Here is a 14,520-nt window from a genome sequence, read left to right on the forward strand (position 1 = left end):
TGTTCCTTCAAATAATTACGTAAATGACGGCTTTAAGAAGCCAGTTTGAATTCAATCGGCACGGTAGCCCAGCCGTCGATCGGGGTATTGCCGCGCTTGGACGGCGCAAACTCCCAGCCTTTCACCGCCTCTATCGCGGCCTCGTCCAATGTCTTGCGGCCGCTGGACTTCTTGATCTCCACGCCCTGGACCTTGCCGCTGGCCAACACCCGCACCCGCAGCACTACTGTGCCTTGCCAACCTTGCCGTTGCGCGAAGGATGGATACTTCGGCGCAGGGTTGTTCAAGTAGCCCGCATAGCCCATTGCCTCGGTTATTGGTTCTTCCTTCACTGGCTCTGGCGGCGGTGGAGGCGCAGGCGGCGCGGCCTCTACCGGCTCGCTGGTTCTTTCCGCCGTGGTGTTTTCCTGCACCACGATATCGTCCGGCTTGATGTCAGGCTCGGCCTCCGGCGTTTTCAATGCCGGTTGCGGCTTGGGTTGCGGCGGCGGTTGCTTCACCACCTTCTTGGGCGGTGGTGGAGGCGGCGGCGGTGGCGGTTTCACTTCGGGCGGCGGCTCGATCACTGGCTTGATGATCTCGATTTCCACCGGCCGGGGCTTGGGCACGATCGGCGCATGATCCGCATTGATATAGAAATAAGCACCGACCACATGCACGGCAATCACCACCAGGCCCAGGGCCAGGTAATTCCTGCCGCCGCCTGGGACAGCCGCTTCTTCCTGAAATTCTTTCTGGCGCAAGGCAAATGCCTGGTCCAGCCGCTTGCCTGCCTCGGCAACGCGCTTCGCCAGCTCATCCTTTTTCGGCAGGATGTCGCCACTCTCAAGCAACCTGCCAGCAGGCCTCAAGGCAGATGTAGACACGTATATCCTCCTTTGTATGTTCCGTTGCGGCGTGCTAGACGAAATCCGTCAGCACGTCATCCTTGATACGCTGGAATTCCAGCGTGGAACGCACGCGCGGACGCGGCAGGTCGACGGGGACGATGCGCTTGATGCGGCCTGGGTGGGATTGCATCACCACTACGCGGTCTCCCAAAAACACAGCCTCCTCCACATCATGGGTCACCAGGATGGTGGTCAAGCCCTCCTGCTCCCATAAGCGTTGCAGTTCCTGTTGCAGTTTCAATCTGGTCAAAGCGTCCAATGCGGCAAATGGCTCGTCCAACAGCAGCAATTGCGGACGCAATACCAACGCCCTGGCAATCGCCACGCGTTGCGACATCCCTCCGGAAATCTGGTGGGGATAGGCCTTTTCAAAACCCGACAATCCCACCAGGTCGATCTGCGCCTGCACGCGGCGCTTGCGCTCGGCCTTCGTGGTATCCGTAGCGGCAAAAGCGAGCTCGATATTGGCTTCCACCGTCAGCCACGGAAACAAGCGGTGTTCCTGGAACACGATCCCGCGATCGAGGTCGGTACCTTGGATGCGCTTGCCCTGGTATACGATGTCTCCGCCATAGTAGGTATCCAGCCCGGCGATCAGCTTCAGCAAAGTCGACTTGCCGCAACCACTGGCCCCCACGATCGAAATAAACTCGCCTGCGCGAATGTCCAGGTTGATGTCGGACAGCACCTGCAGGCGCTCCCCCGAAAGCTGGAAGGCTTTTTCGACACGTTCTATCGTTAAGGCGACTGGCCTCAGGTTTAATTGCTGCTTTGCGTTTTGCTCGTTTTGCAGTTCATCATGCAGTGCCTGTTCCCGTTTAAAACTCAGCACTGTATTCAATGCACTCATTCTTGCTTCTTTCTGCCGCCTGGGCTTTGGGTGCCCTGCGGCACATCACTCCAAATAACTTTTTTTAATATCTCTTAATAAAAACATATAAAGAGAATTAAAAATACAATTTGGTTATATATAGGCAATCCCCGTGCCAAATCCTTGGGAAAATCGACTTGTCATTAAAATTCATTGGCTTGGAAAAATCCGGAACGGTCACCAGCAACCAAACTGTTGCTGCATCACCAAAAAACCCAATAAAGTGTTGCTATAAAAACAGATCCTGCTGGTGGAAATGAAACAGCAGCGTAAAAGCAGCGCTGCTGTTTAAGTTGCAATCTAGAGCAATTAACAAATTATCCAGGCGTCGTGCCCTGCCTTCCTTACGACCACCTCCGACAGAGCCCTATAGCCTGGATCGCTGCTCTTAGTGTGGAACCCAGAAACCTTCGAGCTTGAGCTCCCGCAATGCCGTGGTGACAAATTGCGGGTTAAGCATCTTCTGGACGTCCGCTTGCGTTCGCGTCAACCCGGATGTCTGCGCATAGGCCACCGCCTTGCGATAGTGCTCTTGCAGGGCTGCATCGTAGAGAGGCGACCAACGCTGGCGCCAGCTCACATTGTCCTGTTCGTATTCGCGGCGGTTCACGCTTTCGGGATAGATCTTGTTGGAATATTCCCGGATGTAGGTTTCCTTGTTTTCATCCTGCGCTACCCAGTGCACGCTTTTCAGGTAGGCAGTGACGATGGCCTGGGTAACCTCGGGGTTCTGCTTCACAAAATCATTGCGCGCCCATACCCCGCCCATCAGCTTCCAATCGACCGGCGCGGTCTTGGTGGACCAGATGATTTTTCCTACTCCCCTATCCTCCAGGATATAGGAATCGAACAGGCTGAAAAAACCATCGACAGTGCCGCTCGCCAAGGCGGCAGCGCCGACTTGCGGGTTGACATTGACGATCTTGAAGTCCTTGAACGTCAGGCCTTCGCTCTGCAACAGGTTGGAAAAAGCCAGCTCCCACGGGCGGCCGCGGTGCAAGGCGATCTTTTTGCCCTTCAGGTCCTTGATGCTCTTGGCTGTAGAGTTCTTGGGCACAACCAAATAGGAATTGGAAGTCGTGCCCCAGGGCGCTACCAGCTGCACGGTGGGCTTGCCGGCGTTGAGGATGATGGGCGGCAAATCGCCGTAGATGCCGAAATCGATCTTGCCGCTGGCAAACCCTTCGTTGATCACCGGGCCGACGGAGGCCATGGCCGCCGGAATCCATTCCACCTTGATGCCTTGCTTGCGCAGCTCTTCCGGGAAAGAGCCGTTGACGACCAGGGAAGCGCTGCCGGTATACACCGTCTTGCCGCCGACATTGGTCGCCACCGAGGCGATACGGACAACCTTGAGGTCTTCCGCATGAGAAATAGGAAAATAGCCAAGAAACCCCGTTAACAGCAAGGCAGGCAATACAGTCAATTTCATCATTTCCCCTTAATTTCCTGCCCGGGCTTGCTTGATCTGATGGCTTTGCCAGTAATGCTCAATGTTCAGTTCCTTGAGCGCATGCTCGACGAATTGCGGGTTGAGCAGTTGGTCCAGCTTGACCTCGTTGCGCACCAGGCCTGATTGCTTGGCATAACTCGCAACCCGGCGGTAGTGCGTTTTCAAGGCGTCATCATAGAGCGGGGACCAACGGTCCTTCCAGGCGACGATGTCATTGTCGTAATCTTTACGTACCACCTCTTCTGGCAAGGCATTGGTGGCATATTCCTTGATGTACTTGTCCTTGTTGGCATCTTGCGAAGTCCAGTAATTGGTCTTCACGTAGGCAGTGACAATGGTCTGGGTGAGCTCGGGATACTTCTTGATGAAGTCGTTGCTTGCCCATAGCCCGCCCATCAGTTTCCAGTCAGGCGGCGAATTCTTGGTGGACCAGATGATGCGCCCCACCTTGCGCTGCTCGAGGATATGCGCATCGTTCAGCCCAAAGAACCCGTCTACCGTTCCGCTCGCCAGTGCTGCGGCCCCGACTTGGGGATTCACGTTAACGATCTTGAAGTCCTTGAAACTCAAGCCCTTGGATTCGATCAGGTTGGCAAATGCAATCTCCCATGGACGGCCGCGGTGCAAGGCAATGCGCTTGCCTTTCAGGTCCTCGATCGTAACGGCCTTGGATTTTGCCGGCACCACAAGATAGGAATTACCGCTACGCCCCCAGGGCGCAACCAGTTGCACAGTGGGCCTGGAAGCATTCAGGATCACGGGAGGCAAATCACCATAGGAGGCGAAGTCCACCTTGCCGCTGGCAAAACCTTCGTTGATGATCGGGCCCACCGCAGAATGGGAAGCAGGCACCCATTCAATCTTGACGCCTTTTTTGGCGAGCGTTTCTTCCAGGCCGCCCTCGGTCAGCACTGCGGCACCATTGAGGTAAGTGGTTTTGCCCGCAATGTTATATACCACTGCCGCAATCCGCACGACCTTGGGTGTTTCCTCGGCAAAGCCAACAGAAGCCGGCAATGCCATCATGGCGGCCAGCGCCAGATGATAAATTTTTCTATGCAACATTTAAGTTACTCCAAAACATGTCAGTCTTGCTTCAAAATCCAGTGCGGGGTATTCGAAGCTCATGATAATTCAATGAAAAAACAGTGCGCTCGCCCGTGGTCGGGTAAAACACACCGATATAAGGTGACAGTCTGGAAAATCATCACTGTTACTCACAACATTGTTACTCAACACAAATGACTACCTGCCTGAGTTAGAACGATTCACAAAACTCAGCGAAGCACTCTTAGGCAACCTTTGCCTCTAGCTGCTTCTTGGCTTCCTGCAACGGGCGTTGATCCACCCATGCGTCAAAATCGAAATCGCGGTCCAGCAGCCCGTGAATCCACATGAAATTTTTCTGTTTGCGGAATAGCTCGAGGCGATCGGGTGTCAATGTCGGCTCAAGATGCAGGTGGAAATCGTTGCGGTATGCCGTCGCCACGCTCTCGGCGCCAGCAAAGGTCTCGTCCTGCAGAATGCTGCGCACGCCTTCCAGGTTGTGCTTGGCCCAATCGGCCGCACGCAGCGTCTGGTACAAGAAGCGGACCACCAGGTCGAAATGGTTCTCTAGCAAATCCTCATGCACCGTGATGGGCCGCGGGGTGCCATTGTTCACCCGCACGCTCTTGTCGGGATAGCTGTCGAGGTCAATCCCGACCACGAGCCCTAAGCGCTTGGCTGCTTCGACGGCGGAAGCGCCCTTGACGTAGACCGCATCGACATTCCCTGCCACCAGTTCGTCCAGTCCTGCCCACAGGCTGCCGACCACTTCGCGGCTGCGCCTGCCATCTCCACGGCCTGCCCCGGCTGCGGCCACTTCGACGAGCTCGACGTCATCCAGCGTTAAGCCTGCGATACCGAGCGCGCCTTTATATCCGTGCAGGCTCATGCCGCGGGCGATGCTGCTGCCGCGCACATGGTCCTTGATCGGGTGATCGACAAAGGCAGGCAAGGCCAAGCGCCTTCCCTTGAGCTGGTGCGGCTCGGCAATCCCGGAATCGGGCCTCACCAGGATCGCCTGCCACTCGTCTATCCACGTCAACCCGATCAGGCGCGTAGGCGCATATTGCGCACGGGCGGCGATCGCCAGCAAGTTGCCCCCTTCGCGGATGAGGGTAGGCAACTGGTGGTCATAGTGATGCCGGTTGTATTCGCGCGGGCCGTCCTGCAGAGTGGAGACGGTAATCCCATCCTTTGCAAACTCCTCATCCAGCCAGCCCAGCTTATAGGCAATGCCGGTGGCAGTCGGCACCGGACAACGGGTAAACCAGATCTGGTCTACACTATTTATTAGCTCACTCATTGCCGACCCCTCGATTAACCCAGGTCAGTCGCTGGCAGCAGGTTCAAGCCCTTGGCCTGGTCGTAAATCTTGGCCATCTTCCATTGCTGCGCCAACACCCCAGGACCGTAATCACGGGATCCGCCAATCGCGTCCGCCAAGGTCTGGATTTGCGCGCCCTCTTCAAGGATGAGGATAAACTCGGCGGTCTTGCGCAAACCCTGCTTGCCCCAAACGGTAGACCCGCCATTGGCTTCCAGGATTGCCGTGTTGTGCGGATTCAGCTTGATCTGGTCAAGAATGAAATCCACTTCTTGCTGGCGGCGGTCTATATAAATAGGAATTTCACGAATCAGGTTATAACGCTGCACCGGAACGTAACGGATTGGCAATGTACGATGGGTTTGCGCCCAGGCGCCCAGATAGGGGGAATGCACATGTGAAATCGTCGTGATGTCCGCATGCTCCTTGAAGAGCTTGGTGTAGCGGGTCGAGCCGGCGGCGCTTCCCTTGCCCAGCACCACATTGCCTTCAAAGTCCACGACGACCGCCTGCAAGCCACGGCCATCCCAATTGAACGGGCCGGGATCATTCACGATGACCAGCTTTTCCTCGCCGGGCACGCGCTCGACAAAGCCCACCGTCCCGTTAGCAGTAATGGTGCCGGTATTGCGAAACGCGGCAAACGCGATCTTGGCGTCAGCCAAGACTTGTGCAGCAAAAGCTTCTAGATCGTTTTCTGTCTCAATTGCGGTTATGGTCATCATTCACCTCTGTAGTCATCATGAAAGGCAGGCGGGACCTGCCGGGCATCTTGATAACTAAAGTGGCAAAACACATGCCAAGAGCAATCCACCCTATAAAATTGCACAATACCCTATGTATTTCATACACATACATCCAGCACAAAAAGTACTTGGCTCCAACCCATCTGTTTAAAAATCAACAGTTGCTGCAATACAAACAGTGGATGCCATTGAATAATTGCTCAGGAAACAACAACCGTTCTCCAGCAGTTTTTTTATTCCAAAAAAGAATATAAATATAAAAATATAGTTTTAGACCAGCTAAAGGATTGTGCGTATATTGTGGGAAGTTTCTACATAGAAAGTCCTAAGCAATGCATGCTGAACTATGGAATTATGAGCGGGCATTCGAAAGCGCTGATCACGTCATCACGCACCCCAATCCCAGCTCTGTCAGCCTATCCGTGCGCGCAAGCGCGCTGGTCTTCAGCGACCCCAGGTCCCAGGGGTTATTGAACCTGATTGAAAAAATTGCCGCCAGCAACGCCACCGCCCTGATCATTGGCGAAACCGGCACTGGCAAGGAGTTGATTGCCCGTCATATCCATGCGCTAAGCAATCGGCGCGATGGCCCTTTCCAGGCCATCAATTGCGGAGCTTTTTCAGAAACCCTGGTAGAAAGCGAATTGTTCGGTTACGAGCGTGGCGCCTTCACGGGAGCGACAAGCGCCAAGACCGGGTGGTTTGAGTCTGCCAATGGCGGCACCTTGTTTCTTGATGAAATAGGCGACCTGCCTCAATCGACGCAGGTCAAATTATTGCGAGTGCTGCAAGAACGTGAGGTCGTGCGCCTGGGTTCACGCAAATCCACACCGATCGACGTCCGTCTGATAGCGGCCACCAACGTGGACCTAGAAGAAGCGGTACGTGCCGGGCGATTCCGCGAAGACTTGTATTACCGCATCAAGGTAGTGCCTGTCGATTTGCCGCCTTTACGTGAGCGCCCTGGCGATATCCTGCCCCTGGTCGAGCATTTCCTGAACGTCTACAAGTCGCGCTTGCATACCGACATCCCCAAGCTCGCGCCAGAAACCATTCAGCAATTGCTTCATTATCCGTGGCCGGGAAATATCCGCGAACTCGAGAATGTCATCCACCGCGCATTGTTGATTTCAACCTCAGGCACCCTTTATCCCAAAGACTTGGGCTTGCCTCCGATTGGAACGGTACCGCTGGAAAAGCAAGAAGCAAAGCCGGTATTGACATCATACGCAGGCAACAAGCTCGGCAGCGGGACGCCTCAGGCTCACTATCCTGCGCAGCCACTTACCACGCTGGAAACCTATCAACTGGAACGTGTCCTCGGCCAGTTTTTTGAATCGCCCCCGCCCAATCTCTTCGAGCTGGTCAATGCGGTTCTGGTGGAAAAGGCCTACGAGTTCAGCAACAAGAACCAGGTGCACACGGCCAAGTTGCTGGGCATTAGCCGCAATATCCTGCGGGCAAGGCTGAAGGAACTGAAGCTGATTGCTTGACGAACAAAATAAAAAACCACCCTTGGGGTGGTTTTTTATTGCCTTAAAGACTCTTACTCTTGAGGGCTGCTGGGCTGGTCGGTGCCGCCACGGATCGCAGAGAGTTTAGCCTCGAGAAAATCGTCATAACCCTTCTGTACCAGATCATATGTCTTGGCAATCCCTGCCGCAACGGCACTGCCCTCTCCCAGTACATTCAAGCCGCTAAGAATATCCTTGGCTTCAGCATAGCCTTTCTCGAACCCGCCCCGGATCAACGCCACAAAATCGCGTGCCACCGTTTCCGCATCCTTATCGGGATACCGCGCGGCATAGGCTTCAAAAAATCCCGTGGACATCGACAAAATGCGTCCCGCCGTGGCTTCAGGGCTATTGTCCTGCCCCATCGCGCCTTCAATTGCATTCGCGCCCAATTCAGGCTCCAGTACGGCATTGAGCTGCTCTACGGCCGAACGATACAGCAAGGCCAAGCCATCATTGCCCGATTGGATCGAAACCTGCAACGAGGCTTGCAGGATTTGTCCGTTCAGCACCGCTTTCTGGGACTCCGGCCTGGCCTCGGCAGCTTTCCTAGCCTCGTTCAATGCTTCGTTGGCAGGCGCAGAGGCGGCGGGAGCCGTCGTGCCAGTGATAACGCCATTGCTGGATGCAACCATGGTGCTCTCCTATACTGGTTCTGAGATGGTATTCATCCATATCGGCAGAAAGCGGAGAAAATGAAGTCATCCTTTAGCCGATCGCCCCAATGTAGCATGCTCAGGCACTAAAAAAGGGAGCCAGAGGACTCCCTTTTGTTTATCCCGGCCAATGGCCCTTTAGGCCACCAAGGTCTGCGGTGCTTCCTGTTTCAGCAGGAATGCTGCCTGCTCAACAGCCACCGCTATACGCTGGCGGATGGCATCGCTGGTCAACTGGTAATGGGCGAACTCGGTATCCTTGGCATAGATGGCCGTGGGCGTGGTATACACATTGAAAAAGCTCGCCAGGGTACGCAGTTGGTAGTCCACCACCATGGCATGCTGGTCGCTGCCGCCGGTTGCCGCCAGGATGGCGACCTTGCCGACCAAGGCCTTGGGATCGAGCAAATCAAAAAAATGCTTCAGCAAGCCGGTATAAGAAGCTTTGTATACGGGGCTCGCAATCACGAGCAAATCCGCCTCTTGTACCTTCTTGTATATTTCCTCCAATTCGGAAGGGAAATTTCCATAAGACACGGTGCTACCCAAGACTGCTGCAAATTCAGCAATATCGATCACCTCAGCAGGCGCGTGCAATTGATGCGATGCGCTGGCAGCAATCTCTTCCACAAGCGCCCTTGTCCTGGACGGTTGCGACAAACTGCCCGAGATGCCTACTATTTTTGCCATACCAACTCCTACTCCATTAATTAATTCAAACTCATGCCAAGGCATGCATTGAATAAATTCAGCAATAAAAGTGCCAGGGCAAAATATGATTATAAATCAATTGAGAACAATAAAAACCTATATTCACTTTAGGGAGAAGTGCTGAATATCAAGCATCAATACAGCAATGCTGCTTCAATACCAGCAGCTGGATGAATATGTGCGGATAATGCAACAGTTTGATCCATAGCTGGGCTTTACAGCCACCGTTCTCAGGCTATCTTGAATATCTCCACCGCTTTCCTCAGGTTACTCGCCTGGTCATCCAAGGCGCTCGCAGTAGCCTGCTGATTGCTCGACCAGTGCGGAGTTCTGCTGCGTTGCATCGTCCATCTGCGTGATGGCGAGCTTCACCTGTGCAATTTCGTTTGCCTGTTCGCTGGAGGCGGCGGCAATCTCCTCGATCAAGGTCGCTATCTGGTTGACCGAGTTCGCAACATCGTGGATGGTATTGCCGGCCGCAGTCACTTTGCGGGTGCCTGTATCCACCACCTCGCCAGAAGACGCAATCAATGTCTTGATTTCCTTGGCGGCGCTGGCACTACGCTGCGCCAGGGAGCGCACTTCACTGGCCACCACGGCGAATCCCTTGCCCTGTTCGCCAGCGCGAGCTGCTTCCACGGCAGCATTCAAGGCAAGAATGTTGGTCTGGAAGGCAATGCCGTCGATCAGGCCGGTAATCTCCTCGATCTGTCCGGACTTGCTGCTGATTTCCTGCATGATCTGCACGACCTCGTCCATGGCAGTCTCACCCTGCCTTGCAACACTGGCTGCATTATGCACCATGCCTGTGGCGGTCCTGGCGTTGTCCGCGTTGTGCGCGACGGTTTCCGCCAGCTCTTCCATGCTGCCCGCTGTTTCTTCGATCGAGCTGGCCTGTTCTTCGGTACGGTGGGAAAGGTCGTTGTTGCCTGTTGCAATCTCGCTCGTGCCACTGTTGATCTGCTCAACGCCCTCCCGCACTTGGCGCACCATCTGGGCAAGGCTGTTCTTCATGTCAATTAAGTAAGGATAGATCTGCCCTGGGCAGTTCTTGCCGAATGGCTCTATATGGAAGGTCAAGTCTCCATCGGCAATTTTCTGGAAATACTCTTTCACTTGGTCCAGGGGTGTACGTACGAAATGGACGATATATCGGTCTGCTCGATCGCAGCCAGTGCAGCCTGGGATTCCGCCTGGCTTGCGTTCTGGTCTCCCGCATCAAGGTAGTCGCCCTGCCTGACCAGCCGTAGCCTGGCCCTGAGCAATTGTTCATTTACCTGAGACAAGGCGCGAGTTTGCTGCAGCATGGCGTGGCTGGCTCCAAGCTCTTTCCCGGCATTACTGAGTCCCTTCAACCCGATGGCAGAAAGCGTCAGGATCAAGATGCTGATGAAGATCAGCACAATAATCACCATGCGGTGAACTGTAATATCCCTAAGAAACTGTTTCATGTTATTCCTTCGCCAAATGAACTCAATGCAGCGCTTGGCATGACGCCCAGCTGACGACACTGATGATTGAAATAACGGAAGGAAAAGTAAAAAATTTAAGGAAATATGCAAATTGTAAATTTTATATATTTACAAAATTTGCCGATTTACAGGCTACTTAGCTGAATCTAAACCCGAATTTCTTCCAGCCTGCCTTTAAGCAAATAAGTGCTGACCTTGCCCTTGCCTTTGACATCGACCCCGTGGCGGGGCTCAAGGTGGTAATCCCGCTTCAGCAACTCATAAGTAGCGGCAGATACCTGGATTTCATTGGGCAAGCCGGTATGCTCCATACGGCTGGCGATATTGACCGCATCCCCCCACAAATCGTAGCTAAACCGGGTGTTGCCGATAATGCCGGCCACGACTGCGCCGCTGTTGATCCCAATGCGCATCGCCAGCGGCCGGCCAATCTCCGTCGAAACCTCTTGAAGCAAGGCCGGCATTGCCAAGGCCATATCCGCCATTACCTTGGCATGGTCGGCGCGGGCGTTGGGCGCCCCTGCTATCACCATGTAGGCATCGCCTATGGTCTTGATTTTCTCGACGCCATACTGGGCTGCGAGCTGGTCGAAGCGGGAAAAAACATGGTTGAGCATATCCACCACTTCAGTAGGCGTCATATCGGCGGAAATCTGGGTGAAGTTCACGATATCCGCGAACAGGATAGTCACTTCATCATGACTATCCGCGATTCGCGTTCCTTGCGACTCATGCAAGCGTTGCGCTACCGATTCCGGCAGTATGCTCCGCAACAATTGCTCCGACCGCGCCTTTTCCACCGCCAATGCCTCCAGCACCTTGGCTTTTTGCGACTGGAAATAACGCATGACGATATAGAGAATAGCCGAGACCCCCGCCATATTGATGGCAAAGAACGCGTCCCGTATATCGCTGGGGATAGGCAAGGCATGGACGGAAAACAAGGGATTCAAGTGCCATGACAGTATCGCCAGCAGCCCGAACAACACGAACCATGGCGTGGACTGCTTCGTCCCCAGAATCATCAGGGCGCCCACCGGCGACAAGATTGCCCAGAAAGCGACACCGCTGGAAGCCTGGAACCCGCCAATGATCCATTGCATGAAGAACGGCATCACCAGCAGCATGACCAGCTGGGTAAAGGTAAAGGCGTCGAATCGCTTGAAATGGTAAAACACCAGCAAGCTGCCGTATGAAATGATGATGTAGATGTACGGCACGGCCGCCATCACCGCATATCCCTCCCCCAGGCTGGAAAGGGTGAATATCCAGAATACGCAGGCCAGGCTTTCAGCCAGTACCAAGATGGATAGGATGACGACGCCAAGCACGACCGTCTTGGCTATTTCAGAAGGCTTGTTCCCCAGGAAAGGCTGGATAAGCCGCATGAAATAACGGTCAGCCTGATGCATGATTGCGTTCTCTTTTTTTGTTGTAATTCAATTGATTTGAGCAATATATCGCAAGGCCGGCAGTTAATCTATCCCCGTCGTCGCCAATCAAAGCGCTGGCTGATTGCCGCGGGTTTGGGTTAGAATGGCATCTGGCGGGCCTCCCCGCATTGCAAAGTAGCCAACCTGGTCAGGTCCGGAAGGAAGCAGCCACAACTATTGAAGCAAGTGCCGGGGGTTTGGCTCGCCTCTTTAAAGAATCCGACAAGCCTGGCTGCGATGGGCAGCGCCGAATCTTCGTTTCAAGGTGCGCATTTGACCGGGCAGAGCAGGCTCCTGTAACGCATGACACCCAATGAGTTTATACGCCGATGAGCTATCAGGTTCTTGCCCGCAAATGGCGTCCGAAATCCTTTGATGCGCTGGTAGGCCAGGAGCATGTGGTACGTGCGCTCACCAATGCCTTGCAGCAGCAGCGATTGCATCATGCCTATCTTTTCACAGGCACCCGCGGCGTCGGCAAAACCACCCTCTCCCGCATCCTGGCAAAATCCCTGAATTGCGAACTCGGCGTCAGCGCCACCCCTTGCGGCCAATGTGCAGCCTGCGTCGCGATCGACAAAGGCAGCTTCCTCGATTACGTCGAGATGGATGCCGCATCAAACCGCGGGGTGGAAGACATGACCTCGCTGCTGGAAAAAGCCATTTACGCCCCCACGCAAGGGCGCTACAAAGTATACATGCTTGACGAAGTCCACCAGCTCACCGGGCATGCCTTCAACGCCATGCTGAAAACGCTGGAAGAGCCTCCGGCCCACGTCAAGTTCATCCTCGCCACCACCGATCCGCAAAAAGTGCCGGTCACCATCCTGTCGCGCTGCCTGCAGTTCAACCTGCGCCAGATGTCGAGCAGCGGCATTGCCGAGCATCTCCAGCATGTGCTGGCCCAAGAGAACATCGCCTTCGAGCCTGTCGCACTGCAACTGATCGGCCGCTCCGCCAACGGCAGCATGCGGGACGCATTATCCCTGCTGGATCAGGCGATTGCCTATGGCGGCAACAGTGTCAATGAAAAAGAGGTTCGTGCCATGCTGGGCGCGATTGACCAGGCTTACTTATTCGACCTGCTCAATGCCCTGCTGGCCCGGGACAGCAATGCCCTGCTGAGCCAGGCCCGCGCCATGGAGCAACGTGCGATTTCCTTTGACGCCGCGCTGAACGACCTTGCCAACCTGTTGCATGAAATTGCCATTGCGCAGGCCGTGCCGGACAGCATCGCGCACGACCATCCCGAACGCCAGGCCATGCTCGACATCGCTGCGCGGATGAGCGCCGAGGAAATCCAGCTTTATTACCAGATCGCCCTCCTCGCTAGGCGGGACCTCGGCCTGGCGCCGGATGAATTTGCAGGGTTCACCATGGCATTGCTGCGCATGCTGGCTTTCAACCCCGGAGAGCAGAAATCACCGGCAAAGGCAAAACCGGCTGCTGTTGCGCCACCCGTAGCGGCTGAAAGCGCGACGCCCCGTGCCAGTGCCGCCCTTGCCATCAGCCAGCCAGTCGCCAAGATTGCAGCCCCCAGCATCACGACCCGCAGCGTGGAGGCAACGCCTGAACTGGCCCCACCGCCATCAGAACCTGCTCCGCAACCGGTTCCGGTTTCCGCGCCTGCTTCCAGCGTTGAAGATACCCCTGTCTCAGCAGTTGCCCGCAGCTTTGATGGCGATTGGCGCGCATTGGTTGACCGGCTGAAGCTCGGCTTGGCCAGAGCGCTTGCGCAAAATTGCGAGCTGGCAAGTTTCGATGAGGAACATATCGCTTTTTCCGTGCCGCCGACGCAAAAGCACCTGTTGGGCATGGGCTATGAGGAAAAATTGCAAAGCGCGGTTGAGCAGCACTTTGGCCGCAAAATCAAAATGACTTTCGCATTGGGCGGCAGCGGGAACACGCCGGCCCAGTTGATGAGCCAGGAAAAAGCCGCCTTGCAGGCGCACGCGGAAAGCGCGATTCACAACGATGGTTTTGTGCAGGCGCTGATCAAGGATTTCGGCGCCCAGATCATTCCATCCAGCATCAAACCACTTCAATAAATCCCGGAGGATAGACATATGATGAAAGGCGGCTTGGGCAATCTCATGAAGCAGGCCCAGCAAATGCAGGAGAACATGAAACGCGCCCAGGAAGAACTGGGCAAGGTTGAAGTGGAAGGCCAGGCAGCCTCGGGCCTGGTCAAGATCACCATGACCTGCCGCCATGAAGTGCGCCGCGTCAGCATTGACGACAGCGTGCTGAGCGATGACAAGGAACTGCTGGAAGACCTGATCGCCACCGCGTTCAACGATGCCGCACGCAAGGCGGAAGCCACTTCCCAGGAACGCATGAGCAGCCTGACCGCGGGACTGCCGATCCCGCCCGGCATGAAGCTGCCATTCTGATTTGCACCTG

14 protein-coding genes and 1 other RNA gene are annotated in these 14,520 nt (G+C 55.1%); 4 read left to right on the forward strand and 11 right to left on the reverse strand.

The window, feature by feature from the left end; translation table 11 throughout:
- Positions 1–32: 32 nt before the first annotated feature.
- The 6 genes from ACJSDX_RS12355 to ACJSDX_RS12380 all read right to left on the reverse strand — a co-directional run bounded on the left by ACJSDX_RS12355 (position 33) and on the right by ACJSDX_RS12380 (position 6,250).
- Positions 33–866: an energy transducer TonB gene (locus ACJSDX_RS12355; RefSeq protein WP_407994938.1), complete on the reverse strand. Its 834-nt coding sequence runs from the start codon at positions 864–866 to the stop codon at positions 33–35.
- A 34-nt stretch (positions 867–900) separates the two neighbouring features.
- Positions 901–1,740 carry an ABC transporter ATP-binding protein gene (locus ACJSDX_RS12360; protein ID WP_407994939.1) on the reverse strand — a complete coding sequence of 280 codons (840 nt, stop codon included), beginning with the start codon at positions 1,738–1,740 and terminating at the stop codon, positions 901–903.
- A gap of 409 nt (positions 1,741–2,149) precedes the next feature.
- On the reverse strand, positions 2,150–3,196 hold the full coding sequence (locus tag ACJSDX_RS12365; protein WP_407994940.1) for an ABC transporter substrate-binding protein: 1,047 nt from the start codon (positions 3,194–3,196) through the stop codon (positions 2,150–2,152).
- A 6-nt stretch (positions 3,197–3,202) separates the two neighbouring features.
- Positions 3,203–4,279: an ABC transporter substrate-binding protein gene (locus ACJSDX_RS12370; protein ID WP_407994941.1), complete on the reverse strand. Its 1,077-nt coding sequence runs from the start codon at positions 4,277–4,279 to the stop codon at positions 3,203–3,205.
- A gap of 226 nt (positions 4,280–4,505) precedes the next feature.
- Positions 4,506–5,564 carry an ABC transporter substrate-binding protein gene (locus tag ACJSDX_RS12375; protein WP_407994942.1) on the reverse strand — a complete coding sequence of 353 codons (1,059 nt, stop codon included), beginning with the start codon at positions 5,562–5,564 and terminating at the stop codon, positions 4,506–4,508.
- A gap of 14 nt (positions 5,565–5,578) precedes the next feature.
- Positions 5,579–6,250: a class II aldolase/adducin family protein gene (locus ACJSDX_RS12380; RefSeq protein WP_407994943.1), complete on the reverse strand. Its 672-nt coding sequence runs from the start codon at positions 6,248–6,250 to the stop codon at positions 5,579–5,581.
- A gap of 413 nt (positions 6,251–6,663) precedes the next feature.
- Here ACJSDX_RS12380 and ACJSDX_RS12385 point away from each other — a divergent pair, with 413 nt between their 5' ends.
- Positions 6,664–7,824 (forward strand): sigma-54 interaction domain-containing protein, encoded by a 1,161-nt coding sequence (locus tag ACJSDX_RS12385; protein ID WP_407994944.1) that lies wholly within the window; start codon positions 6,664–6,666, stop codon positions 7,822–7,824.
- A gap of 53 nt (positions 7,825–7,877) precedes the next feature.
- Here ACJSDX_RS12385 and ACJSDX_RS12390 read toward each other — a convergent pair whose 3' ends face one another.
- The 5 genes from ACJSDX_RS12390 to ACJSDX_RS12410 all read right to left on the reverse strand — a co-directional run bounded on the left by ACJSDX_RS12390 (position 7,878) and on the right by ACJSDX_RS12410 (position 12,099).
- Positions 7,878–8,480 carry a DUF5610 domain-containing protein gene (locus ACJSDX_RS12390; protein WP_407994945.1) on the reverse strand — a complete coding sequence of 201 codons (603 nt, stop codon included), beginning with the start codon at positions 8,478–8,480 and terminating at the stop codon, positions 7,878–7,880.
- 159 nt (positions 8,481–8,639) lie between these two features.
- On the reverse strand, positions 8,640–9,191 hold the full coding sequence (locus ACJSDX_RS12395) for an NADPH-dependent FMN reductase (protein WP_407994946.1): 552 nt from the start codon (positions 9,189–9,191) through the stop codon (positions 8,640–8,642).
- Between the two features lie 300 nt (positions 9,192–9,491).
- Complete coding sequence (locus tag ACJSDX_RS12400; protein ID WP_510355940.1) at positions 9,492–10,328, reverse strand: methyl-accepting chemotaxis protein; 837 nt, start codon at positions 10,326–10,328, stop codon at positions 9,492–9,494.
- Positions 10,325–10,663 carry a Tar ligand binding domain-containing protein gene (locus tag ACJSDX_RS12405; protein ID WP_407994947.1) on the reverse strand — a complete coding sequence of 113 codons (339 nt, stop codon included), beginning with the start codon at positions 10,661–10,663 and terminating at the stop codon, positions 10,325–10,327. Before ACJSDX_RS12405 ends, ACJSDX_RS12400 begins: the two co-directional genes overlap by 4 nt.
- 167 nt (positions 10,664–10,830) lie before the next feature.
- Positions 10,831–12,099: an adenylate/guanylate cyclase domain-containing protein gene (locus ACJSDX_RS12410; protein ID WP_407995006.1), complete on the reverse strand. Its 1,269-nt coding sequence runs from the start codon at positions 12,097–12,099 to the stop codon at positions 10,831–10,833.
- A 130-nt stretch (positions 12,100–12,229) separates the two neighbouring features.
- Between ACJSDX_RS12410 and ffs the strand changes: the two genes are divergently transcribed.
- The 3 genes from ffs to ACJSDX_RS12425 all read left to right on the forward strand — a co-directional run bounded on the left by ffs (position 12,230) and on the right by ACJSDX_RS12425 (position 14,510).
- Positions 12,230–12,327: signal recognition particle sRNA small type (gene ffs / locus ACJSDX_RS12415), an RNA gene on the forward strand.
- 119 nt (positions 12,328–12,446) lie between these two features.
- Entirely contained in the window at positions 12,447–14,165 is a 1,719-nt protein-coding gene (gene dnaX, locus ACJSDX_RS12420; protein ID WP_407994948.1) for a DNA polymerase III subunit gamma/tau, read from the forward strand.
- 18 nt (positions 14,166–14,183) lie between these two features.
- On the forward strand, positions 14,184–14,510 hold the full coding sequence (locus tag ACJSDX_RS12425; protein ID WP_309565383.1) for a YbaB/EbfC family nucleoid-associated protein: 327 nt from the start codon (positions 14,184–14,186) through the stop codon (positions 14,508–14,510).
- Positions 14,511–14,520 lie beyond the last annotated feature (10 nt).

The organism is Methylobacillus draconifructus, assembly GCF_045984355.1.
GTDB lineage: Bacteria > Pseudomonadota > Gammaproteobacteria > Burkholderiales > Methylophilaceae > Methylobacillus > Methylobacillus flagellatus_A.